This window comes from Bradyrhizobium sp. USDA 4454, assembly GCF_054822705.1.
The window spans coordinates 2,730,749-2,754,907 of sequence record NZ_JBTRCN010000001.1 but is presented as its reverse complement, the minus strand read 5'-3'; the positions used below and the strand labels follow the sequence as shown (position 1 = coordinate 2,754,907).

Genomic DNA, 24,159 nt, shown 5'->3' with positions numbered 1-24,159 from the left:
CGGCGATGAAGCTTGGCACCAGCACGATCATCGGCGGGGTGCTGTTCGCGCTTGCGATCTTCGTCGGCCTGTTCGCGCCCTGGCTGGCGCACACCGATCCGGTGATGGGCGCCAACCTGATGAATGCGGAGGAGCCTCCGAGCTGGGTCTGGTGGTTCGGCACCGATGCACAGGGGCGCGATATCTATTCCCGCGTCGTGCACGGCGCACGGATCTCGCTGACGGTCGGCATCGTCTCGCAGCTCGTCAACAGCGTGATCGGCGTGACGTTGGGCCTCACCGCCGGCTATTGGGGCGGCTGGTGGGACGATGTCGTCAACGGGCTGACCAATCTGATGCTCGCGATCCCCTCGCTGATCTTCGCACTCGCCATCATGGCGGTGCTTGGACCCGGCCTGACCAGCCTCCTGATCGCGCTCGGCCTGACCAACTGGTCGTTCTCGTGCCGGATCGCACGGGCGTCGGCCCTGTCGCTCAAGAGCCAGGGCTATGTGCAGGCGGCAAAAGTGCTGGGCTACGGCGATCTGCGCATCATGATCACGCAGCTGCTGCCCAACATGCTCGGCCCCATCATCGTCATCAGCACGCTGGGCATGGGCGGCGCGATATTGGCGGAAGCCGCGCTTTCGTTCCTCGGCCTCGGCATCCGCCCGCCCTATCCGAGCTGGGGCAGCATGCTGTCGGAGGCCCGCGACCAGATCACCACGGCACCGTGGCTCTCGGTTTTCCCTGGCCTTGCCATCTTCCTGACGGTGCTCGGCCTCAATCTGCTCGGCGACGGCCTGCGTGATATCCTCGATCCACAGTCGCGGAGCCGGCGCACATGACGGCCCCTGCTTTGATCGAAGTCGAAAACCTGCGCATCGACCTCGACGACGGGGCGCGCCGGATCGCGGCGGTCGAGGGCGTTTCATTCCGCATCGATCGCGGCGAGACGTTCGGCCTCGTCGGCGAATCCGGCTGCGGCAAGAGCATCTCGGCGCTCGCTCTGATCGGCCTGTTGCGCCGGCCGCTTTCGATCGGCGCCGGCGCCATCCGCTTCGACGGCCGCGAGATCCAGGGCCTTCCGGCGGCCGAACAACGCGCGCTGCGCGGCAATCGCATCGCCATGATCTTCCAGGAGCCGATGACGGCGCTCAATCCGGTCTCGCCGATCGGCCGGCAGATCGCGGAGATGTTCGTGCTGCATCAAGGCAAGAGCTGGCGTGAAGCCGACCGGCTCGCCGTCGAGGCGCTGGCGAGCGTCCGCGTCCCGGCGCCCGAGCGCAGGGTGAGGGATTACCCGCACCAGCTTTCGGGCGGCATGCGTCAACGCGTGATGATCGCCATCGCGCTCGCCTGCGGGCCCGATCTTCTGATCGCCGACGAGCCGACCACTGCGCTTGATGTGACCGTGCAGGCGGAGATCATCGAGCTGATGCGGAATTTGTGCGCGGAGCGCGGCACCGCGATCCTGATGATCAGCCACGATCTCGGCCTGGTCGCCAATGTCTGCCGCCGCGTCGCGGTGATGTATGCCGGCCGCATTGTCGAGGAGCGCGGCTCGGACGCGCTGTTCCGCGCATCCGCCCATCCCTACACCAAAGGCCTGGTCGACTCGCTTCCGCGGCTCGGCACGCGCGCAGCACTCGGCCGGAGCAAGCTCAAGGAGATCGCGGGCGTCGTGCCTGCGATCGCGGATTTCCCGGCTGGTTGTCGGTTCAATCCACGCTGCACGCAGGCAACCGAGATCTGCCGGATCACCGCGCCGGAGGCGACGCGGCTTGGAGACGGCGGGCTCGTCAGGTGCCATCACCATGCATGACGCTGCGCCAGGCTCCGCCGACGACGTCATCCTCCGCGTCGAGGATCTCGCGGTCCATTATCCGATCGGCGGCGGCCTGCGGGGCGGCGGGCGGCGGCTGTTGCGTGCGGTCGACGGTGTCGATCTCGAGCTGAAGCGCGGCGAATGCCTCGGTCTGGTCGGCGAATCCGGCTGCGGCAAGTCGACCGTCGCGCTGTCGATCCTTGGCCTGCAGACGCCGACGCGCGGCCGCATCGTGCTCGACGGTCAGGTCGTCACCATCAGGCCGTCGGTCGATCGCATGGCGTTGGCCCGCATCGTCCAGATCGTGTTTCAGGATCCCTACGCCTCGCTCAATCCGCGCCAGAGCGTTCGTCGCACGCTCGAGGCGCCGCTGCGGCTGCACGGCGTGACGGCCAAAAGCGAAATCGACGGACGCATCGAGGCGATGCTGAGGCATGTCGGCCTGCGACCCGAGCAAGCCGGCCGCTACCCGCACGAATTCTCCGGCGGCCAGCGCCAGCGCATCGGCATCGCCCGCGCGCTGATCCTCAATCCCAGGATCGTCATCTGCGACGAGCCGGTATCGGCGCTCGATGTCTCGATCCGGGCCCAGATTATCAATCTGTTGCTGGAGTTGAAGGAAACGCTCGGCCTCTCCTACATTATGATCAGCCATGACCTCGGTGTCGTCGAGCACATGAGCGACCGGGTTGCCGTGATGTATCTCGGCCGCATCGTGGAGAGCGGCGACTGGCGCGAAATCTTCGAACGGCCGGCACACCCCTATACGCAAACCCTGATCTCGGCGATTCCCGATCCGCTGCGCCGCGCGCCGCTTGCGACCACGAGGGGCGAGCCGCCCAGTCCGCTGAATCCGCCGGACGGATGCGCGTTCAATCCGCGCTGTCGTCATGCCGAGGCGATGTGCCGTCGCGCGCCCGCGCCATCGCTTGAAACGCGTCCCGATGGACACGCCGTCCGCTGCTGGCGGGCTGACGAGATCGTGGCGCCCGATGCAGCCTTCAATGGCTCGACCTGAAATCGTCCACGCGGCAAACCTGCGCGCGTCGAGCACAACGAACAATATCGAGTGCGGGAATTAGCGCTTCTTCAGCGGCTGGGGCGGCGGCTGTTTCATCGCGGCGGCCTGCGCCGGCAGATATTTCGCGACGATTGCGGGATCGAGCTGCGCCATCGCGGTGTCCGGCAGCCGGGTCCAGACCTCGTCCTTGCCGAACAGCGAGATGCCGAGATAGCCGCGCATGGTCAGCGTCTGCCCATCGGCGCTCAGCGTCATCTTGGCCTTGTAGATCTTGCCGTTGCGCGGATCGAGCACGTTGCCGCCCTCATAGGCGAGCCCGTTGCGCTTCATGTCGCGGATCAGCGGAATGCCGAGCCACGGCATATCCTTGCGATCGTCGGTGCATTTCGAGCACACCGGATTGGGCGGATCGTCGGGCGATGCGAACATCTTCGCGATCATACCCTCGTACACGCCATTGCGCTCGACCACCAGGAACCAGCCCTCCGGCTTGCCGTCCTCGATCTTCTGCCAGAGGCCGGCTGCCGACAGCTCGGCCGCCGAGGTGGCAAGCGGAGCCGCCAGCGCAAAGGCCGTGGCGATCGCAAGGATCAGCCAAAGTCTGGACAGCGTGTTCCGCATCATCATCACCTGATCAATCGACGAACTCGAATAGCCGCAGACTACGGCCATTTCGCGGAGGGTTCCAGTACTCGCCCCGCGCAGGAACTGACCCATGCCCCTGGCATTGGTCGCTGTCGCAGCGGAATCAGTTCACTCCAAGCTTCTTCTGCAAACTTGATGACGAGGTTGTGTACTGGAACACCAGCCGCTTGTCCGGATAGACGTAGCGGTGCGCCTTCTGCGCCATCAGCGCGCCTTCGTGGAAGCCAGAGAGAATGAGCTTCAGCTTGCCCGGATAGGTGTTGATGTCGCCGATCGCGAAGATGCCTGACACGTTGGTCTCGAACGCCGCGGTGTCGACCGGCACCAGATTGTTCTCCAGCGCCACGCCCCAGTTCGCGACCGGGCCGAGCTTCATGGTGAGCCCGAAGAACGGCAGCATCGTATCGCAGGTAATCGTCGACACCGCATTGTCGTTGCCCTTCAGCGCGGCGCCCGAGAGCTGACCGTTGGCGCCTTCGAGCCCGGTGACCTGCCCGATCCTGAGATCCATCTTCCCGTCGGCGACCAGCGCGCGCATCTGCTCGACGCTGTGCGGCGCCGCGCGGAAATCGTCGCGCCGGTGTAAGAGCGTGATGCGCTTGGCGATCGGATGCAGGTTGAGCGTCCAGTCGAGCGCCGAGTCGCCGCCACCGACGATCAGGATGTTCTTGTCGCGGAAGTGCTCCATCTTGCGCACGGCATAGAACACCGAGGTGCCTTCATAGGCCTCGATGCCGGGCACCGGCGGCCGCTTCGGCTGGAACGAGCCGCCGCCGGCCGAGATCACCACCACCTTGGCTTCGAAATCCTTGCCGGCATCGGTCTTCACGCGGAACAAGGGATCGCCGATCTTCTCGATGCTCTCCACCATCTCATTGAGATGGAAGGTCGGGCCGAACGGCTTGATCTGCTCCAGCAGCTGGTCGGTGAGGCCCTGGCCGGTGACGAAGGGAATGCCGGGAATATCGTAGATCGGCTTCTCCGGATAAAGCTCGGCGCACTGCCCGCCGATCTTGTCGAGGATGTCGACCAGATGCACCTTCATGTCGAGCAGGCCCAGTTCGAACACGGCGAACAGCCCGCAGGGGCCCGCGCCAATAATCAGCACATCGGTCTTGATCGCTTCGCTCATGTCCGCTTCTTTTCAGTTGAGATCGACTGTTCTCGCCTGTCCAGCCACGCATCGGCCGGATCGGGACATGCATAATAGGGACAGCGGCTGGCGCGGCAACCCCTTGCCGAGCCTGCGCAACTCGGCTGTATGGATGGGAAACCGACGGAGATCCCCCTCGTGAATGCCCCTGTCCGTGCTGACGATGCGCCGCGCCTGGAAGACTTCCCCTATCGTCTGTCCGACAATGTGCGCTTTGCCGATCTCGACCCCAACGGGCACGTCAACAACGCGGTCTATGCAAGCTATTTCGAAACCGGCCGCGTCACGCTGGTGAAGGATCCGACCATGGGGCTGATGCCCGCTGGGCTCGGCTGGATCATGGTCCGCCTCGACATCCACTTCCGCGCCGAGTTGCATTGGCCGGGGCGGATCGAGCTCGGGCTCGGCCTGGTCAAGTTCGGACGGACATCGACCACCTTCGATCAGGTGGTGTTTTCGGAAGGGCGCTGCGTGGCGTCGGCAAAGGCGATCACGGTGATGATCGATGAGGCGACGCGCAGGCCGACACCGCTGCCGGCGGAGGTCAAGGAGAACTTCCGCCGCTGGGTCCGTCGCGGCGTGAATCCGGACGGCGAGTAAGGGAGTTCAGGCCTGCCGCTCGGGCGTCGACACGACCAGTCCGTCGAGATCGTCGGTGACCTTGATCTGGCAGGACAGCCGCGAATTCGGACGCACGTCGAAGCCGAAATCCAGCATGTCCTCTTCCATCGGCGACGGCGCGCCGACCTTCTCGCGCCACGCTTCATCGACATAGACATGGCAGGTCGCGCAGGCGCAGGCGCCGCCGCATTCGGCTTCGATGCCGGGAATGGCGTTGCGGATCGCGCCTTCCATCACCGTCGCGCCGTTCTCGATATCAATGGAGCGTTTCTCGCCGGAATGGTCGATAAAGTGGATTTTGGCCATGATTGCTCGTGCTGCCGGAATGCGCCGGACGATGAATGGAAAGGTCCCGGCAGTCGTATAACGGGTCGGTCCGCGCAGCGCTAGCGCGGAGACCGAAAAGCTGCCACCCCGGCCCGCACGCCTGCTGGCGGCTGGTGCAGATCGCTGGAGCCTAGGATTGGCCCAGAATCAGCTCGATCGCGGTACGCGCCTCGGCAATCGCGGCCCCGAGCGCGGCCAGCGGCTGGGCCGGATCGGAACCAGCCGTCAGCGCCGTTTCGAGCCGGGCGGCGGCCTCGGCGACGCCAAAGGCGCCGATCGCCCGCGCCGATCCCTTCAAGGTGTGGGCGCGGGTCGCAGCCTCCGCCGGCAGCGCGGCCAGCTCCCCGAGGAGCCGAGCCGACTGGGTCGAGAACATCGCCAGCACCTCCCGCTCGAGCTCCGGGTCGCCCAGCGTCATACGCTGGAGGTGCGCGACGTCGATCGGGCCGTCGCCGGGGGCGAGCGGCGGCGATTGCGTCCATTCAACCCGTTCGAGATGAAGCGGCATGCGCTGTCCCTGTCTCCGCCCGGCCCTGGCCGGCGGTTCGTTGGACCAGCCAATCACGAAACTGGTTAACGGATTGTTGTCGGGATGATCGGCAAAACCGCCCGATTCTGGACAACTTTCGGACACAATCGGCGCCGTGGGGCGGGAATTTTGAGTACCCATAAGGCCTTATGGCGCAAAGCTGTTAACGATGATTAAGAAAGTATTAATCGCAAGCATTTCATTCGCATCACTCTCCCCATAGGATGTTTGCGGATGTAGCGGACAAGCCGCCGAGGGGGCGCTTGCGCTCCGCTTGTGGGCACCGGCTTCGAGCTTGCGTGGGGACGATCGCAGGCTCGCCGACGCGTAAATAGTGAGAGGGCTCAGACTGAACATGGCGAACACTCCCAAGAAGGTCAAAGATCCCACCGAAGTCGCGCTTTCTGCCATCCAGGAAGCCCTCAACATCAGCGAACAGGGCGCGGAGAATCGCAGCCCCCACAATGAAGGCGCCACGCCGCCCAGCCTGCAGCCGTCAGCTCCTGATTTTTCCGCGACATCGTTCGATCAGCGTCCGAATACCGAACGTTCGGCGTTGGAGGAACCGCGCGCGCCGCGCCGCGCCGCCAATGACGATCGCGAGAGCATCGGCCAGATGTTGCAGACGCTGCAGGGAGGCCGCGCCCGCAACGCCTTCACGCTGTTCTTCGTCTGCTCCGGCGCCTGGCTGCTCGGCGGCGTCATCCTCACCATCGCGTTCTGGCCGGCGCTGCAGGCCTCGATGGCCCAGGGCACCGGTGTGCTCGTGCTCGCCGGTCTCGCCGCGCTGTTCGCCGTTCCGATCCTGCTGTTCTACTATCTCGCCAGCCTCGCCTCGCACGGCCAGCGCATGCAGATGATCGCGCAATCGATGGCGCAGGTCGCGATGCGCTTCTCCGAGCCGGAGAACGCCGCCGCGGATTCCATGGTGACGGTCGGCCAGGCGATCCGCCGCGAGGTCGCGGCGATGGGCGACGGCGTCGAGCGCGCGATCGCGCGCGCCGGCGAACTCGAGACCCTGGTTGCCAACGAGGTCGCTGCGCTGGAACGCGCCTATTCAGACAATGAGGTGCGCATCCGCGCGCTGCTGCAGGACATCGCCCATCAGCGCGACAATCTGGTCGGCCAGGCCGAGCAGGTGCGCAGTGCGATCTCCGGCGTGCAGATCGATCTGCGCCACGACATCGCGCTGATCTCGGACGCGATCGCCTCGCGCGTCGACGAGGTTGCCAAGAGCATCACCGGCGCGCTGGAAGAGCGCGGCCAGCACATCACGACCGCGCTGAGCCATGCCGGCGACAACATGATCCTCGCGCTCGGCGAGCGCGGCGGCGACCTGCTCGACCGCCTCGAGGAAGCCAGTGCCGAGACCACGCGCGCGGTGCTCGATGCATCGGAGCGGCTCACCACCAGCCTCAACTTCAAGACCGGCCACGTCCATGACGAGTTCGTCGATCTGGCCGATCGCGTCCACGAGATGCTGAACGAGCGCATCGACCGCATCACCGGCGAGTTCGAGCAGCGCTCGTCTGCGATCGTCGACGGCATCTCCGACCGCACCGAAGAAGTGCACGACTCCCTGAAGAACTCCGCGGACTCGCTGCTGCTGGAGCTCGAGCTGCGCAGCAACGACCTCGTCAGCAAGATCGACGACGCCGGCAACCGCCTCGCCGGCCAGATCATGACATCAGGCGACAAGGCGAGCGAGGCGCTCGACGTCACCGTCAATTCGCTGGTCGCCAAGGTGGTGGGCCAGACCGAGACCGCGCACGATTCGCTGTCGCTGCAGATGAGCGCGTTCGACGACCTGGTGAAGAACCACGGCAGCGAGCTCGCCGAGAGATTCGCCCGCGACTCCGGCACGCTCGGCGCGCTGATCACCCGCCACATCTCCGAATTCGACCGCACGGTGAAGACCTTCGGCGGCGACATCGTCGAGCGCATGGGCCAGCGGACCCAGGACATCGCCGACAGCCTGAAGACCTATGTCGACACCTTCGACCATCGCGTCAGCAGCAATAGCGGCGAGATCACCGCCTCGCTCGACCAGCGCCTGCTGCAGTTCGAGACCACGCTCGGCAGCCGCGTCAGCAATCTCGACGCCTCGCTGACCGAGAAGCTGTCGTCGTTCGACAGTTCGCTCGCCAGCAGGATCGGCTCGTTCGACGGCCGCCTGCAGTCGCTGGATGAGGCGATCGACGGCCGCATGAAGACGCTCGAGGTCACCTTCGAGAGCCGCGCCAAATCGGTCACCGACACCATCGACGGCCATCTCGGCACGCTCGCGACCCAGCTGACCGAAGGCGCCACCCAGGCGATCCACTCGATCGACTCGCGCCTCGGCCTGCTCACCACGACCCTGACCGAGGGCACCGCGCAGGCGATCGCCGCGGTCGACCACCGCATCAACGGCGTCACCGAGACCATCGACGGCCACAGCACCCGCCTGGTCGACACCATCAACGGCCACAGCACCCGCCTCGCCGACACCATCAATGGTCACAACACCCGCCTCGTCGAGACCATCAGTGGTCACAGCTCGAACCTGACCGACACCATCTCGGCGCGCTTCGCCGACATCCAGCAGGGCATCGAGAGCCGCGTTGGCGTCATCGCGGGCGACATAGATACCCGCGTCGCGCAGTTCGAGGACCTGCTGGGCTCGCGCGTCGAGGCCGTCGCCGGCCGCATCGAGAGCAGCGGCCGCCAGGCCAGCGAGGACCTGATGTCCCGCGCCGAGCTGCTGTCGTCGAGCATCAAGTCCCATGTCGAGGACGCCGAGCGTTCGCTGACCAATCTCGTGGTCAACACCAGCGAGACCATCCAGACCGGCGCGCGCACCGCGCAGCAGGCGCTGCTCACCGTGTCCGCCGACGTCGGCAACCAGCTCAAGCTGAGCTCGGCCGAGGTCGAGGGCGTGCTGACCGCCGTCGGCACCTCCGCCGCCAACGCGATCCTCACCAGTGCCCGCGACGCCCAGGTGTCGCTGGTCTCCGCCTCCGGCGACGTCGCCTCGCAGATCAAGGCGCTGTCGGAGGATGTCGAGCGCACGCTGCAGGCCGCCGGCAGCGCCACCGCAGCCTCCGTGCTGTCCGGCGCCCGCGACGCGCAGACCACGCTGGTCTCTGCCTCGGTCGAAGCCGCAAGCCAGGTCAAGTCGCTCGCTGCCGATGTCGAGCAGTCGCTGTCGATGTCCGGCTCTGCCGCCGCCGAAGCGATCATGACCGGTGCGCGCGAGGCCCAGACCACGCTGATCGCGACGTCGACCGACGTGACCGGTCAGGTCAAGTCGCTCGCCAGCGACGTCGAGCGCTCGCTGTCGATGGCCGGCACCGCGACCGCGGAAGCCATTGTCGCCTCCGCCCGCGAGGCCCAGAGCACGCTGGCCGGCGCCTCCACCGAAGCCGCCAACCTGGTCCGCACGCTCGCGGCCGACGTGCAGCACTCGCTGTCGACCGCCGGCACCGCGACCGCCGAAGCCGTGGTCGCCTCCGCCCGCGAGGCCCAGAACACGCTCGCCGGAGCGTCGACCGACGCCACCGATCTGGTCCGCACGCTGTCGGCCGACATCGAGCGCACGCTGTCGATGGCCGGCTCCGCCACCGCGGAGGCCGTCGTCGCCGCGGCCCGCGAGGCCCAGAGCACGCTGGCCGGCGCCTCCACCGAGGCCACCGATCTGGTCCGCAACCTCGCCGCCGACATGGAACGCTCGCTGTCGATGGCCGGCTCCGCGACCGCGGAATCGATCACTGCTAGCGCACGTGAAGCCCAGAGCACATTGGTCAATGCCTCGACCGACGCGGCAAGCAAGGTGTCGGAACTCGCCTCCGACATCCAGCGCGCGCTGTCGATGGCCGGCTCCGGCACCGTCGAGGTGCTGACCGCCGGTGCCCGCGAGGCGCAGAACACCCTCGTCACCGCATCGACCGAGGCCGCCAACCACGTCAAGTCGCTGGCAGCCGATGTCGAGCGCACCCTGACCTCGGTCGGCACCAACACCGCCCAGTCGATCCTCGGCAGCGCCCGCGATGCCCAGACTTCGTTCGTGGCAACGTCCAGCGAGGCCGCAGCCCAGATGCGCGCGATCTCCGTCGAGATCGAGCGCTCGCTGACCACGACCAGCGCGGAGACTGCGCAGACCATCCTGAGCAGCGCCCGCGAGGCCCAGAGCTCGTTTGCGGCAACCTCCGCCGATGCCGCCGCCCAGATCCGCACGCTCTCGACCGACATCGAGCGCGCGCTGGGTTCGGTCACGGCCAAGACCACCGACAACATCCAGACCTCGGCGCAGAACGCCCAGGCCGCATTGATCACCATGTCCAACGAGGTCTCGACCAAGGTCAAGACGACCTCCGCCGACATCGAGCGCTCGGTGCTGTCGGCGACCAGCGCCTTCGGCTCGGCGATGACCGGCAAGACCGACGAGATTGTCACCTATGTGCAGCAGCAGGCCGAGCGTCTGTCACAGATGGTCGACGGCCGCCGCGGCTCGCTGGTCGAGGCGCTGACCGCCAAGACCACGCAGCTATCGGCCGATATGGATCGCGCCACCGCCGACGCGCTGAAGGCGATCGAAACCCGCGGCCTCGCCTTCTCGCAGTCGATGGCGGCGCATGGCGGCGATGTCGCGCGCAACATCACCTCGGCCGGCGATCAGGCGACCGGCGCGGTGGCGAAGTCGCTCAAGGAGCTCGAGCAGGCCTCGCGCGCGGCGATCGACCAGTCGCGCCAGGTCTCGATCTCGGCCGTCACCGAGATGCAGGAGACCAGCAAGATCCTGCGCACCGACACGGTCGCGCTGTTCGAGCGGCTGCGCGAGGGCAACATCCTGCTGCAGGAAGTGTTGACCGGCGCCCACGACAACCTCAACTCGCTGGAGCGTGCGCTGGTGACCCGCGTGGCCGACTTCGTGTCCGCCATGAACGACGTCACCTCGCGCAACGGCGTGGCGACCCAGACGCTGGAAGACCAGCTGACGATGTTCAACAGCAAGACCAGCAAGGCGCTGGAGGATCTCGGCGCGCTGTCGAGCCAGTTCGAGACCCACGGCAAGGCGCTGATCGAGGCGGCTGCGGTGGTCGAACAGGCCAACCGCTCCACGACGGCCTCCGTCAGCGAGCGCAAGGAGGCCCTGGAAGCGCTGGTGACGACCATCGACCTGCGCACCACCGATCTCGACCAGCGGCTGTCGCGCTTCACCGGGCTGCTCGATGAATCGCTCGGCGCGGCCGAGGAGCGCGCCCGCGACATCGCGCGCGTGGTGGCGGAGACCGCCGGCGCCGGCTCGGCTGCGATCAGCCGGCAGTTCGAGGCGGTGCGCCAGGCGGCCGAGAACGAACGTCAGCAGACCGTCGACGCGATGAACGAGCTCTACCAGCAGAGCAACGCCGAGACCGATGCGATGTTCAGGGAATCGACGGAGAAGTTCTCCGCGATGGTCACGGCGATGAAGCAGATGGCGAGCGAGATGCACAGCGAGCTCGAGGCCACCCGCAACGAGCTGCGCCGCGGCGTGCTCGAGATGCCGCAGGAAGCCGCCGAGAACACCGCGCAGATGCGCAAGGTGATCGTCGACCAGATCGAGGCGCTCGCCGAGCTGAACCGCATCGTCGCCCATCACGGCCGCGGGCTCGACGTGGTCTCGACCAACCGCGCCAGCGTCCGCCACGAGGAGCCGATGATAGCTGCCGCCGGCGGCCGCACCGACGTGCGGATGCGGGACGACGCGCGGATGCGCGACAATGGCAACAGCGCCTCGACGCTGCCGCCGCCCGATCTCGGCATGGCGAGCTCGCGCCGCACCGAGGCTCCGTCGGTCAGCCCGGCGGGTCCCAACAACGGCGACGGCTGGCTGTCCGACCTGCTCAACCGCAGCGATGCGCCGCCGCCTGCCCCGCAGGGCCGCGACGCGCTGCAGCGGCCGCGTCAACAGCCGCCGCAGCAGCCGGCCGCCAATCCGCTGGAGTCGCTGTCGCTCGACATCGGCCGGCTGATGGACCGCACGCTGGCGGCCGAGATGTGGGATCGCTACCAGCGCGGCGAGAACAAGGCGTTCAGCAAGCGCCTGTACACGCCGGCCGGCCAGAAGGCCTTCGACGAGGTGGCCCGCAAGTATCGCGCCGATCGCGGCTTCAAGCAGACGGTCGACCGCTACATCGCGGAGTTCGAGCGCCTGCTCGACGAAGTCGCCCGCGACGGCCGCGGCCAGCAGGAGCTGGCCGGTCACCTGACCTCGGAGACCGGGCTGGTCTACACCTTGCTCGCGCACGCCGCGGGACGGCTGGGGTGAGCTGGCGAACAGCGAATAGCAAGTAATGAGTAGCGAATGGAAACGGAGGCCGCAGGGCCTCCGTTTTTGTTTGGGCTTGGTATTGGATCAACCAGTCGTAGCCCGCAGGGAGCGCAGCGAAATCCGGGGCAGCGCGGCGGCGGAGTTGATCCCGGATTACGCTGCGCTCCATCCGGGCTACGAGTTGCTTCGCTCGCAATGACGAGTCTGGCGGCGAAGGAAGGCTACTCGCTACTCGCTACTCGCTACTCGCTACTCGCTACTCACCATTCGCCTGCTTACTGCCGCCGCCGCGGCCCTGCCGGTGCTGCGGCCGGAGCCGGTGCGGGCTCCGGGGCGGCGTTGTTGCTGCCGCCGAAGATCACCCGGCTCGGGTTGCGGTCGAAATTGTTCACGGCGCGGCTGATGTCGGACAGCGTGCGACGACCGTCGTTGATCAGGAGATTGGAGCGCTTGTCGAGATCCTCGGCGAGCTCGCGGATCGACTTCACCATCAGGTTCAGCTCGCTGCCATTGTTGCCGCCGGCGATCGCGTTGAGGCCCAGCATCAGATTGTCGGCCTTGCCCATCACGCCGTCGACCTTGAGCATGACGTTGTCGATCTTCTCCGAATTGCGCGCCAAGGCCTGGGTGAAGACCTCGAGATTCTTCAGCGAGTTCTTCACCGACTGCTGATTGTCGGCGACGATGCGGTTGACGTTCTGTAGGGTGGCGCGGATCGCCTCGGTGACGTCCTGCAGCGCGTTGGGGTCGGCGGTCAGGACCGGGATGCCGTCCTCATCCAGCGGCACCGGCGGGGCGGCCTCCTCGCCGCCCTTCAGCGAGATCGCGGCTACGCCGGTGAGGCCCTGGAATTCGAGCCCGACCAGGGTGTCCTTGCGCAGCGGTGCGGTGTTCTCGATCATCGCCAGCGCGATCACGCGGCGCGGATTGTCGAGCTTGACCGAGACGACTTCCCCTATCCTGATACCGTTGAAATTGACATTGCCGCCATTGCGCAGGCCCGACGCCGGCCCCTCAAACACCACCCGCAACGGGCTGCGCTGCTTGGTGGTGTGCAGGCTCTGGAACCACAGCACGAAGCCGAACGCCGCGGCGATCACCGCCAGCGTGAAAGCCCCGATCAAGACGTAGTTCGCCCGCGTTTCCATCAATTGCTCGCGTTAATCACTGTTGGGCCCTCGCGCAGCCGGCCTGCGTTCGAGCCCGTCGAATTCTTGTTGGCGCATGATCTCGTCGGAAAACCGGTTTCCAGTTTCGGGATCATGGGCTAGGCCACAACGGCACGGGCGCGTTTGCCGTTGAAATATTGCTGCAGCCACGGATGCTGCGACGCCTTCATGTCGGCGATGGATCCTGCAGCAATGATCTTACCGTTCCCTAAAACGGCGATACGGTCGCACGCGGTGTAAAGACTGTCGAGATCGTGGGTTACCATGAAAACGGTCAGCCCCAAAGTGCGCTGCAAGGTGCGCACCAGCTCGTCGAAATCGCCGGCGCCGATCGGATCGAGGCCCGATGTCGGCTCGTCGAGAAATACCAGCTCCGGATCGAGCGCGAGCGCGCGCGCCAGCGCGACGCGCTTGATCATACCGCCGGACAGTTCGGACGGATAGCGATCGGCGACTTCGGGCTTGAGGCCGACCATCACCAGCTTCGCCACCATGATCTCGTCGAGCAGTCGCTGCGAGACCCGCAGATATTCGCGCGCCGGAAACTGGATGTTCTGGCGCACTGTGAGCGAGGAGAACAGCGCGCCCTGCTGAAACAGGATGCCCCAGCGCCGCTCGACGGCGCGGCGCTGCGACGAGCTCGCGGCATCGAGATCGACGCCGAACACCTCGATGCGGCCGGAGACTTTCGGCACCAGGCCGATGATGGTGCGCGTCAGCACCGATTTGCCGGCGCCCGAGGGGCCGACGAAGCCGAGGATCTCGCCGCGCTTGACATCGAGGTTGAGGCCGTCGAGCACGCGCGTCTTGCCGAATTGCACGGTGATATCGCGGACCCGGATGATGGCGTCGATATCCGCTTCCGCCATGGTCACATCCCGATCGAGGCGAAGAAGATCGCGAACACGCCGTCCATCACGATCACGAAGAAGATCCCTTTCACCACCGACGCGGTGGTGTGCTGTCCGAGCGATTCCGCCGAGCCCTGCACCGCCAGCCCTTCGACGCAGGCGACGATGCCGATCACCGCCGCCATGACAGGCGCCTTGACCATGCCGACGATGAAATGGTCGATCGATATGGCATCACGAAGGCGGAGCAGGAAGGCTTCCGGATCGACCCCGCCATAGAGCCAGGCGATGAGACCACCGCCATAGAGCGCGGCCATCGCGCCGAGAAAGGCCAGGATCGGCAGCGCCAGAACCAAGGCCAGCATGCGCGGCAGGATCAGGACCTCGATCGGATCGAAGCCCATGGTGCGCAGCGCGTCGATCTCCTCGCGCATCTTCATCGAGCCGAGCTCGGCGGTATAGGCCGAGCCGGAGCGGCCCGCGACCATGATCGCGACCAAGAGCACGCCGATCTCGCGCAGCACCAGCACGCCCAGCATGTCGACCACGAAGATGTCGGCGCCGAACCTGCGGAAGTGGAAGATGCCCTGCTGCGAGATAATGCAGCCGATCAGGAAGGTGATCAGCACCACGATCGGCACCGCGCGCCAGCACACCTGCTCGAGATGATGCACTGTCGACGTCAGGCGGAAGCTGCGCGGATGGATCAGCACGTTGCCGGCCGCAGCGATCACCGCGCCGAGCATGTCGACCAGGCCGATGATGGTGCCGCCGATGCCGGCCACCGTGCGCCCGATCTGCTCGAGCATGCCGGTGATCGACAGCGGATCGCTGGCGACCCTCGGCGCGGGGCCGACGCGGCGGACCTCGTCGACGAGGCTGGAATAATTCGCCGACAGGCCCGCGATCTCGGCTTCCGCGCTGGCATCGCTGAGGCTGCGGCGCAGCCGCTCGATCAGCCAGGCGCCGAAGGTGTCGAGGCTCGCGACCTGCGACACGTCGATGAAGATGTGGGGACGGCTGCCGCGCAGCTTCTCGGCGTCGGACACGATCCGCTCGAGCGCGGGGGCAAAGCGGGCGGTCCAGTTGCCCGCCGCACATAGCGCCAGTCCTTCGCCTTGGGCTATCCGCTCCAGTGTCGGGTCGCCGCTCACCTTTTGCTTACCCCTCGAGCCGGTTGGCCGCCGCTCACGCAGATCTCCGGCGGCTTGCCGGATCGGCTTGTCGAATCTGCCACTAACCAGCCATAGTTGGATGCGGCTCGCAAGCTACGGTTCAGGAAATAGTAGACTTTAAAATGACTTCCACCCCACCCGGAGCGATTTCCCTAAGCGCGCGGATCGAGCGCTGGCCGATCGCGGGGACCTTCACAATCAGCCGCGGCGCCAAGACCGAAGCAGTGGTCGTGGTGGCCGAGCTGAGCCAAGGTGGCCTCATCGGCCGCGGCGAATGCGTACCCTACCCGCGCTACGGCGAAGCGCCCGAGGCGACCTTGCAGGCGATCCAGGCGATGCGTGAGCCGCTTGCCGGCGGCATGGACCGGATCGCCTTGCAGGCCCGCATGCCCGCTGGCGCCGCCCGCAACGCGCTGGACTGCGCGCTGGCGGACCTCGAGGCCAAACGCGCCGGTCAGCGGATCTGGAACCTACTGGGGCGGCCGGCGCCGGAACCACGTACCACTGCCTATACGATCTCGCTCAGCACACCCGAGGCGATGGCGGAAGCCACCGCCAAGGCCGCGCATCGCGCCCTGCTCAAGATCAAGCTTGGCGGCGATGGCGACGGCGCGCGGATCGCCGCCGTGCGCAAGGCTGCGCCGACATCTGAGTTGATCGTCGACGCCAACGAAGCCTGGACTGACGACAACCTCGCCGCCAATCTCGCAGCCTGCGCCGATGCCGGCGTCACGCTGATCGAGCAGCCGCTGCCGGCGGGCAAGGATGAGGCATTGGCGCGGATCAAGCGCCCGGTTGCGGTGTGCGCCGACGAGAGCGTGCATGACCGCGCGTCTCTTGCGGGCCTGCGCGGTCGCTACGATGCGGTCAACATCAAGCTCGACAAGACCGGCGGGCTGACCGAAGCGCTCGCGATGGCGGACGCCGCCCGCGCACTCGGCTTTGAGATCATGATCGGCTGCATGGTCGCGACCTCGCTTGCGATGGCGCCGGCGATGCTGATCGCACAAGCCGCGCGCTTCGTCGATCTCGACGGCCCGCTGCTGCTGGCCAGCGACCGCGACAACGGCCTGCGCTACGAGGGCAGCCTGGTCTATCCGCCGGACGCCGCGCTCTGGGGATGATGGGATAGTTTCCCGCGCGCCAACCACATCACGAGCCCGCCCGCGGCCGCCATCGCAGCCATCATATCGTAGACGCCGAGCCCGATGCGCGCATAGACCAACCCGCTGACGATCGCCGTCGTGCTCGCGACGATGCCGGCGCAAGCGGTGAGATAACCCTGCGCGCGCGCCATCACGTGCACCGGCACGTGCTGCACCATCAGGCCCATGATGCCGACCTGGGTCAGTCCGAAGCTTAGGCCGTGTCCGAGCTGGACCACGGCAAGCACCGCAAGCGGCGGCTCCTGCGCGGTGATCGCCCAGCGCGCCACGGCGCTGGCGGCCGCGATCATCACCAGCACCGCCGACGGCAGCGTGAAGCGCGGCGAGGCCGCAAACAGCACGATCTCGGCGAGCACGCCGAGCACCCAGAGCGCCGCGATGGTCAGGCCGCTGAAACCGGCCTGCTGCCAGGCGATCGACGCGAAGATGTAATAGGCGCCGTGGCTGCCCTGGATCAGCGCCGAGGACACGATGATCGCGAGGAAGGTCGGATTGCGCAGCAGTTTTGGCGCGCCAGCGGCCGGCGCGTGGCTGGCCACCGGACGCCCCAGCGGCCGCAGCGTCAACCCAACCAGCGCGCCGAGCAGGGTCACGGCCGTGATGATCCAGATCAGATCGACCTCGGCGACATAGCGCAGCAGGAACCCGCTGATCAGCGCGCAGACCGCGAAGGCCGCCGAGCCCCACAGCCGCAGCGGTCCGTAGCTGAGGCCGAACTGCCTAACGCCGCGCAGCGCATAGGCGTCGGTCAGCGGCACCATCGGCGTCCAGACGCAGCAGGTCAGCGCGTAGATCGCGAGCAGCACGAACGGCTGGTGCTGGGTGCCGATCACGGCAAAGCCGAACGCCGTGGCAAATCCGGTGGCGATGATCGCGCCGCGCAGCATCTGGCGCCGCTCCGCCGTGGCGGTGACCAGCGGCAGCACGGTGAAGCGCGTCACCGGCGGCACAGCCGTGATGATGCCGATCCAGGTGGCGTCGATGCCGATCGCCTTCAGCCACACCGTGAAAAACGGCAGGTGAACCCCGGTCATCCCGAACAGCGTGGCATAGAATGCCGCGAGGCTGCGCGCGAATCGCCGCGAGGCAACCTTTGCTGCAATGGGGATTTGTGATTCGGAAGACATCAATTCAATTGCGATTCGCGCGATATCGTGGTGATCGTTAACCCAACGCGCGGTGATTTGCGCGGAGAGATTGTGATGGCCGAAGAAGCATTCGCCCTGTCGCCGATATCCGCCCGCGCGGCCCTGCCGAGCGAGGAGGACTACGCTGCAATCAGCGCAGCCTTCATGGAGACCTCGCGGGGCCGCTGGTTCCTCGGCGAATACGCCAAGCGCAACCGCAATGCCGACACGCGCATGGTGCTCGATGCGGTGGCGCGAATCGAGGAAAGCCTCAGCGCGCAGCGGCAGGCCGCTGCAGCGGCGATCAGGGACGAGCAGCTGGCCCAAACGCTGGCCGCCCTGCGTGGCGCAATCGAGGCCGCCCAGGCCTCCGCCATGTCAGCGCTCGACGGCATCAGCTTCGAACAAAACCTCGCGCCGGTGCGCAAAGGCGTACGGGTGATTCGCGAAATCTCCTGGCGGCTGCGCGAGATCGGCAATGACGGCCGGATCTGCGACATCATCGATTCGCAGGCCAGCGCGATCGAGGCCGGCGCCGCCGAGGTCTCGATGAGCGACGCCAAGGCCGTGCTGGAGACCGCCTTCGCGGCGCTGGCCCGACGCCTCAGCGAGTTCGATCCGGACAAGGCGACGCCCGCGGCCGAGCCCGTTGTGGCCGAGGCACCGGTTACGGAGCCGCCCGCGGCTGCTCCCACGCCGCCGCCCGTCGCCGAAAGCGTTGCCGCCGAGAGCGCGGCCCCTGGTGCTGCGATGTCGGCGACGCCGTCAGCGGCGCCCCAAGAGGCCGTTGCAACGCCGCCCGCCGAGCCGGCCCCAGCCGCCGCGCCGCAGCCGAGCGAAGCCTGGATCAAGGCCGAAGCCGCACTGGCCGAGGCCGAAGCCGCAGAGCTTGCCCGCGTCACCGACGAGGCCGCCGCCGACGCCCAGGACGAAGCGGTGCTCGACCTGATCGCGATGGAGATGGGCGCGCCGGATCCGATCGATGAAGACGCGATCGCAGAGGAGATGCGCGCCGCCGAGGAGATGCGCATCGCGGAGGCGATGGCGGCCGAGCCCGAAATGGTGGCACCCGCCATTCAGCCGGAGCCTGCACCGGCGCCCGAGCCCAAGGTTGAGATCAAGGTTGAGATCAAGGCCGAGCCCGCACCGGTCGCGGTCGCAGCGGTTGTCGAAGCGCCGGCCCCCGTGCCGCCGCCTCTTCCGCCCGCCATCGAGGCTGCCGCCGCGCCGGCAGCGGAAGTCTCGCTCGGCTCGACCATCATCGCCAGCGGCCTTTTGAAGAGGCCGAGCGTCGCAGCCAACGACCCGCTCGCGCCGATCCGCCGCATGAGTCAGGCCGAGAAGATCGCGTTCTTTTCGTAGGGCGAACGAACTGCGCACTTCCGCAGCGTGACCCAGCCCACGTACCACAGCCGCATCTACGCCTAGCCTCCCACGACCGGTCCCGCACCGGGATCAGCCTGGGAGCGCGCCATGGTCCGCCTGACATCCATGATGATATCGGCCGCATTGCTCGGCCTGTTCAGCCTTGCTGCGCCCCGCCCAGGATTTGCCGAGACCGGCAACATCACCGTCGGCAATGCAACGCAGGCGCCGGCCCACTCTATCGATCAAGCCGGGCCATCGGCGATGCCAGCTGCGGCGACGCCCGCTGTGTTGCGCGGCGCCGAGCAGCGCGTCGCGCTGGTGATCGGCAACGCCAACTATCAGAACGCACCCAAGCTCGCCAATCCCGGCAACGACGCGCGTCGATGGCCGAGCTGTTGAACGCGGCCGGCTTCGAGGTGATCTCCGCAACCGACCTCAGGCAGCGCGACATGGTCAAGGTGTTGCAGGACTTTTCCGACAAGGTTGCCACGCGCGGTCCCAACACGGTCGCGATGATCTATTACGCCGGCCATGGCGTGCAGCTTGGCGGCGAGAACTATCTGATTCCGGTCGACGCCAGGATCGCGACGCCGTCCGACCTCGACGGCAACGCGGTGCGCCTCGTCGACGTGATGGGCACGCTCGAGAATATCCCGAGCCGGATGCGCATCGTCGTGCTCGACGCCTGCCGCAACAATCCCTTCCCTGACGTCAACGATGCCGGCCGCGGCCTTGCCGTCGTCGACGCGCCGAGCGGCTCGATCGTCGGCTATTCGACCGCGCCCGGCATGGAAGCCCAGGCCGGCAGCAACGGCCACAGCCCCTACACCAACGCGTTCCTGCGCCTGGCGCGCGAGCCCAATCTGCCGATCGAGCAGCTGTTCAAGCGCGTTCGCCTCGAAGTCAACTCGACGACCGACGGCCGGCAGACGCCGTGGGAGAGTTCGTCGCTGACCTCCGATTTCACTTTCTTCGGTGACACCGCGACGGCGGCGGCCCGTGCGCCGGCGAATGGCCCGGTCGTGCAGATGGCGTCGAACCTGCCGAACCGCTCGGTGCGCCAGGCCTATGACTTCGTGCTGTCGGAAGGCCGGCCGGACTATTATGAGGAATTCATCCGGCTCTATCCGCGCGATCCGCTGTGCGACCGCATTCGCTTCCTGCTGACCAACTGGCTGCAGGTCGCGGCTTGGCACAAGGCGGTGCTCGCCAACACGCCGTTCGCCTACAAGACCTTTCACGACAATTTCGCCGGCAGCGCTTATGCGCAGCAGGCCCTGAAGCTACAGATGCAGCCGAAAGCGATGCCGCTGATGCAGTTCACGCGGCTATCAAATCGTCAGGCGTTCCGGCCGATCGATGCGGGCGCGCAAGGCGCGATCGGCAAGATCGTGACCATGCCCGCGCCCGGCGCGAAGCCGGTCGGCATGCCGGGCTCGATCGGCAAGAGCAAGGTCGCGAACCTTCCAGCGGCGAACAACTCGTCAAACCCGATCCTGAAAGGCAACGGCCATCTCCGCACCGAGCGGCAGAGCATGCCAGTCAACTGGATGAGATCGGGCGGCAGCCATACGGCCTTCCATTCCGGCTCATCGGGTTCGCACTTCAGCGCAATGGGCGGCGGCCACGGTGGCGGCTTCAGACACTGATCCGTCGCTCAACGAAACGGGGCAGAGCGATCATCGCCCTGCCCCGCTTCTTTTTTAAAATGCTGGTCTCAGGCGACGAGCTTCGCGAACAAATCGGCGTCGACATTGCCGCCCGAGAGCACGATGACGACGTTCTTGCCTTTGGCATCGATCCGTCCCGCCAGCAGCGCGGCGAGACCGATCGCGCCGCCAGGCTCGACCACGAGCTTCAGCTCGCGATAGGCAAACGCGACGGCAGCACCGACTTCATCGTCGGAGGCGCTGACGCCGTTTGCCAGCAGCTTGCTGTTGATGGCGAAGGTGAGCTCACCCGGCATCATCGCCATCAGCGCATCGCAGATGGTGCGCGGCGCGACCGCATGCGCTTCGCGATGGCCAACCTTGAGCGACAAGGCATGATCGTCATAGCCCGCGGGCTCGGCGACGATCACCTGGGCCTGCGGATACTTCACCTTCACCGCGGTGGCGACACCGGCGATCAGGCCGCCGCCGGAAGCCGGCGCCACGACGATGTCAGGCACGAGCCCGAGCGCTGCCATATCCTCGGCGATCTCGCGGCCGGCGGTGCCCTGCCCCGCGATCACCAGGGGATCGTCATAGGGCGGCACCAACGTCGCGCCGCGCTTGCTGGCGATGCCGCTCGCGATCGCCGCACGGTCGTCGCGGTCGCGATCGTACAGCACGACCTCGGCGCCGTAGGACTTGGTCCGTTCGCGTTTGGTGAGCGGCGAGTCCGCCGGCATCACGATGGTCGCCTGCATGTTGAGGATCTTCGCCGCCGCAGCGACGCCCTGGGCATGGTTGCCTGAGGAGAACGCGACGACGCCGCCGCTCCGCTTGTCCTGCGGGATCGAGGCGAGCTTGTTGAAGGCGCCACGGAACTTGAACGATCCGGTCCGCTGCAACATCTCGGGCTTAAGGAAGACCTGGCTGCCGACGCGTTCGTTGAGAACGGGGAAGGTCAGGAGCGGCGTGCGCACCGCGAACGGCGCGACCACCCTTGCGGCGGCATCGATGTCCGCGGCAGCGACGGGTGGATTTAAAGTGGTGTCCGTCATCGCCAATTTGTATCGCGACGGCAGGCAGCCCGGCAAGACGCTTTAGCGTGACTTGTCTCGAGCATGATCCGGAAAAGTGCGAAGCGGTTTTCCGGAAAGATCATGCTCAAACAAGGAGCTAGAGCGCGATGACAATTTAGCCCAGTTTCATCGCGCTCTAGCGTGGGGTCGGATGAGGGGCCGGCAAGGCCGCGAAATGGTGCTCTTCGGCGCCGAATTCCAACGCCTCCCCCTCGCCGTCCGGCGGCGCGGGGCGGACATTCAAGCAGCGATCGATGAACACCCGGGCGGATGCCTGCCAGGTGTGGAGCGCGGCAAAATCGACGCAGGCCTGGCGCGGAATGCTGAGTGCCTCGAGGCAGGCATGGTGCAGATCCTCGTCGAGCACGCCGACCGGCGCCGCGCCGATCACGTCGCGGGGACCGGTGACCGGAAAAGCGGCAACCGGCAGGCCGCTCGCCAGTGCCTCGAGCAGCACCAGACCGAACGTGTCGGTGCGGCTCGGGAAAACGAACACATCGGCCGCAGCATAGATCTCAGCCAATTCTTCCCCATGGCGCGCGCCGAGGAACACGGCTTCCGGATATTTCCGCTCCAGCGCCGCGCGCGCCGGGCCGTCGCCGACCACGACCTTGGTGCCGGGCAAATCGAGATCGAGGAATGCCTCGAGGTTCTTCTCAACCGCCACCCGGCCGACGCTGAGATAGACCGGCTGCGGCAGGCAGAGATCGACATCGCGCGGATGGAACAGTCCGGTATCGACGCCGCGCGACCACAGCACCACGTTGCGGAAGCCGCGCTGGCGCAGCTCGGCCGCCAGCGCCGGGGTCGCCGCCATCACCGCCCGGCTCGGCCCGTGGAACCAGCGCAGCGCGCGCCACACCCAAGCCTCCGGGACCGGCGTCCGTGCCGAGACATATTCGGGGAAACGGGTGTGGAAGCTCGTCGTGAACGGCAGGCCGTGCTTGCGGCAATAGCGGCGCACCGACAGCCCGATCGGGCCCTCGGTCGCGATATGAATGCTGTCGGGCTTGGCCGCCTCGATCAGGCTCGCGACCTTGGCCTGGTACGGCAGCGCCAGCCGCAGATCGCGATAGCTCGGCATCGCAAAGGTGCGGAACTCGTCCGGCGTCAGGAAGCTCACCTCGACGCCGAGCGATTTCGCCGCCTGCGCCATCATGGTCAGCGTGCGGACAACCCCGTTGACCTGGGGATGCCACGCATCGGTCGCGACCAGGATATGCGTCATGCAGCGCGTGCCGTCACTCGCGGAACGGGCGCGATCCGGCGCACCGGATCGGTCCAGGTGATGATCTCGAAATGGCCGTCCTCGTGCTCGGCGAGCGCGGTGCAGCTCTCCACCCAGTCGCCGCAATTCATGTAGTGGATGCCGTGCTCGTCATGAATCGTCGCGTAGTGGATGTGGCCGCAGATCACGCCGTCGCAGCCGTGACGCCGCGCCTCGCCGGCCAGCGTCGCCTCGAACGCGCCGATATAGTTCACCGCCTTCTTCACCTTCAGCTTGGCCCATTGCGACAGCGACCAATAGGGCACGCCGAGCATCTTGCGGAAGAAGTTGACGAAGCGGTTCATCTGAATCGCGAAGTCATAGGCCTTGTCGCCGAGATGGGCGAGCCAACGCGCGTTCTGCACCACGAGGTCGAAGATGTCGCCGTGGATCACCAGGTAGCGCTTGCCGTCGGCGCCGGTGTGAACGGTGTTCTCCACCACATCGATGCCGCCGAAATGCGTGCCGTAATATTTGCGCAGGAACTCGTCGTGGTTCCCCGGGACGTAGATCACCTTGGCGCCCTTGCGCGCCTTACGCAGCATCTTTTGCACGAAATCGTTGTGGGTCTGCGGCCAGTACCAGTTCGACTTCAGCGCCCAGCCGTCGACGATATCACCAACGAGGTAGATCGTGTCGGCGTCGTGAGAGCGGAGGAAGTCCAGCAGACGGTCGGCTTGCGACCCGCGGGCTCCGAGATGGACATCGGAGATAAACAAAGTGCGAAAGCGCCGCTCGGGACTTTCTTCACTCAAGGAGTCGCTTCCCATGCCTGTGCACCTAACAGATTCCTGTGACAAGGCGATGACGATTCCCGCGACCCATGGCCCCACAAACAGTTAGCGAGAATCAGCAGTACGCCCCTCCAATGCGGATAACAGCGGCGTGCGACAATCTGGCGACATCGGCGGCC

At 66.5% G+C, this 24,159-nt stretch carries 18 protein-coding genes and 1 pseudogene; 8 read left to right on the top strand and 11 right to left on the bottom strand.

Annotation, left to right across the window (positions count from 1 at the left end; translation table 11 throughout):
• Positions 1–5: 5 nt before the first annotated feature.
• Genes ACVIW0_RS12505 through ACVIW0_RS12495 form a run of 3 tightly spaced genes read left to right on the top strand, consistent with a single transcriptional unit; the run spans position 6 to position 2,825 of the window.
• On the top strand, positions 6–827 hold the full coding sequence (locus tag ACVIW0_RS12505; RefSeq protein WP_461352612.1) for an ABC transporter permease: 822 nt from the start codon (positions 6–8) through the stop codon (positions 825–827).
• The gene (locus tag ACVIW0_RS12500; protein WP_461352611.1) at positions 824–1,804 is read left to right on the top strand and encodes an ABC transporter ATP-binding protein; all 981 of its coding nucleotides are present in this window, start codon (positions 824–826) and stop codon (positions 1,802–1,804) included. The genes ACVIW0_RS12505 and ACVIW0_RS12500 overlap by 4 nt, the downstream gene beginning before the upstream one ends.
• On the top strand, positions 1,797–2,825 hold the full coding sequence (locus ACVIW0_RS12495) for an ABC transporter ATP-binding protein (RefSeq protein WP_461352610.1): 1,029 nt from the start codon (positions 1,797–1,799) through the stop codon (positions 2,823–2,825). Before ACVIW0_RS12500 ends, ACVIW0_RS12495 begins: the two co-directional genes overlap by 8 nt.
• A gap of 60 nt (positions 2,826–2,885) precedes the next feature.
• Here the strand turns inward: ACVIW0_RS12495 and ACVIW0_RS12490 are convergent, their stop codons facing one another.
• Both ACVIW0_RS12490 and ACVIW0_RS12485 read right to left on the bottom strand, forming a co-directional pair.
• Positions 2,886–3,449, bottom strand: a complete 564-nt coding sequence (locus ACVIW0_RS12490) for a DUF2147 domain-containing protein (RefSeq protein WP_461357307.1) — start codon at positions 3,447–3,449, stop codon at positions 2,886–2,888.
• A gap of 127 nt (positions 3,450–3,576) precedes the next feature.
• Entirely contained in the window at positions 3,577–4,605 is a 1,029-nt protein-coding gene (locus tag ACVIW0_RS12485) for an NAD(P)/FAD-dependent oxidoreductase (protein ID WP_461352609.1), read from the bottom strand.
• Between the two features lie 159 nt (positions 4,606–4,764).
• Here ACVIW0_RS12485 and ACVIW0_RS12480 point away from each other — a divergent pair, with 159 nt between their 5' ends.
• Positions 4,765–5,226, top strand: coding sequence for an acyl-CoA thioesterase (locus ACVIW0_RS12480; RefSeq protein ID WP_461352608.1), 462 nt, complete (start codon positions 4,765–4,767; stop codon positions 5,224–5,226).
• A 6-nt stretch (positions 5,227–5,232) separates the two neighbouring features.
• Here the strand turns inward: ACVIW0_RS12480 and ACVIW0_RS12475 are convergent, their stop codons facing one another.
• Both ACVIW0_RS12475 and ACVIW0_RS12470 read right to left on the bottom strand, forming a co-directional pair.
• On the bottom strand, positions 5,233–5,553 hold the full coding sequence (locus tag ACVIW0_RS12475; RefSeq protein WP_029085343.1) for a 2Fe-2S iron-sulfur cluster-binding protein: 321 nt from the start codon (positions 5,551–5,553) through the stop codon (positions 5,233–5,235).
• A gap of 151 nt (positions 5,554–5,704) precedes the next feature.
• On the bottom strand, positions 5,705–6,082 hold the full coding sequence (locus ACVIW0_RS12470) for an Hpt domain-containing protein (RefSeq protein ID WP_461352607.1): 378 nt from the start codon (positions 6,080–6,082) through the stop codon (positions 5,705–5,707).
• A 376-nt stretch (positions 6,083–6,458) separates the two neighbouring features.
• On the opposite strand from ACVIW0_RS12470, the gene ACVIW0_RS12465 reads away from it, so the two are divergent.
• Positions 6,459–12,392 carry an apolipoprotein A-IV repeat region-like domain-containing protein gene (locus ACVIW0_RS12465; RefSeq protein ID WP_461352606.1) on the top strand — a complete coding sequence of 1,978 codons (5,934 nt, stop codon included), beginning with the start codon at positions 6,459–6,461 and terminating at the stop codon, positions 12,390–12,392.
• Between the two features lie 278 nt (positions 12,393–12,670).
• On the opposite strand, the gene ACVIW0_RS12460 is transcribed toward ACVIW0_RS12465, so the two are convergent.
• From ACVIW0_RS12460 to ACVIW0_RS12450, 3 genes are all read right to left on the bottom strand, one after another.
• The gene (locus ACVIW0_RS12460) at positions 12,671–13,543 is read right to left on the bottom strand and encodes an MlaD family protein (protein ID WP_461352605.1); all 873 of its coding nucleotides are present in this window, start codon (positions 13,541–13,543) and stop codon (positions 12,671–12,673) included.
• Between the two features lie 119 nt (positions 13,544–13,662).
• A complete protein-coding gene (locus ACVIW0_RS12455) occupies positions 13,663–14,433 on the bottom strand; it encodes an ABC transporter ATP-binding protein (protein ID WP_461352604.1) in 771 nt (256 codons plus the stop codon).
• A 2-nt stretch (positions 14,434–14,435) separates the two neighbouring features.
• On the bottom strand, positions 14,436–15,569 hold the full coding sequence (locus tag ACVIW0_RS12450; RefSeq protein WP_461352603.1) for an MlaE family ABC transporter permease: 1,134 nt from the start codon (positions 15,567–15,569) through the stop codon (positions 14,436–14,438).
• A 143-nt stretch (positions 15,570–15,712) separates the two neighbouring features.
• Here ACVIW0_RS12450 and dgcA point away from each other — a divergent pair, with 143 nt between their 5' ends.
• On the top strand, positions 15,713–16,714 hold the full coding sequence (gene dgcA, locus ACVIW0_RS12445) for an N-acetyl-D-Glu racemase DgcA (RefSeq protein WP_461352602.1): 1,002 nt from the start codon (positions 15,713–15,715) through the stop codon (positions 16,712–16,714).
• Here dgcA and ACVIW0_RS12440 read toward each other — a convergent pair.
• Positions 16,684–17,883 carry an MFS transporter gene (locus tag ACVIW0_RS12440; protein ID WP_461352601.1) on the bottom strand — a complete coding sequence of 400 codons (1,200 nt, stop codon included), beginning with the start codon at positions 17,881–17,883 and terminating at the stop codon, positions 16,684–16,686. The two genes, dgcA and ACVIW0_RS12440, sit on opposite strands and share 31 nt — an antisense overlap.
• A 75-nt stretch (positions 17,884–17,958) precedes the next feature.
• On the opposite strand from ACVIW0_RS12440, the gene ACVIW0_RS12435 reads away from it, so the two are divergent.
• Together ACVIW0_RS12435 and ACVIW0_RS12430 are read left to right on the top strand one after the other, a co-directional pair.
• Positions 17,959–19,245 (top strand): hypothetical protein, encoded by a 1,287-nt coding sequence (locus ACVIW0_RS12435; protein WP_461352600.1) that lies wholly within the window; start codon positions 17,959–17,961, stop codon positions 19,243–19,245.
• Positions 19,246–19,356: 111 nt separating this feature from the next.
• A pseudogene (locus ACVIW0_RS12430) lies at positions 19,357–20,900 on the top strand (caspase family protein).
• Between the two features lie 68 nt (positions 20,901–20,968).
• Here the strand turns inward: ACVIW0_RS12430 and ACVIW0_RS12425 are convergent.
• The 3 genes from ACVIW0_RS12425 to ACVIW0_RS12415 all read right to left on the bottom strand — a co-directional run bounded on the left by ACVIW0_RS12425 (position 20,969) and on the right by ACVIW0_RS12415 (position 24,016).
• Positions 20,969–21,958 carry a threonine/serine dehydratase gene (locus ACVIW0_RS12425; protein ID WP_461352599.1) on the bottom strand — a complete coding sequence of 330 codons (990 nt, stop codon included), beginning with the start codon at positions 21,956–21,958 and terminating at the stop codon, positions 20,969–20,971.
• Between the two features lie 157 nt (positions 21,959–22,115).
• Entirely contained in the window at positions 22,116–23,207 is a 1,092-nt protein-coding gene (locus tag ACVIW0_RS12420; protein WP_461352598.1) for a glycosyltransferase family 4 protein, read from the bottom strand.
• On the bottom strand, positions 23,204–24,016 hold the full coding sequence (locus ACVIW0_RS12415; RefSeq protein WP_461352597.1) for a UDP-2,3-diacylglucosamine diphosphatase: 813 nt from the start codon (positions 24,014–24,016) through the stop codon (positions 23,204–23,206). The genes ACVIW0_RS12420 and ACVIW0_RS12415 overlap by 4 nt, the downstream gene beginning before the upstream one ends.
• Positions 24,017–24,159 lie beyond the last annotated feature (143 nt).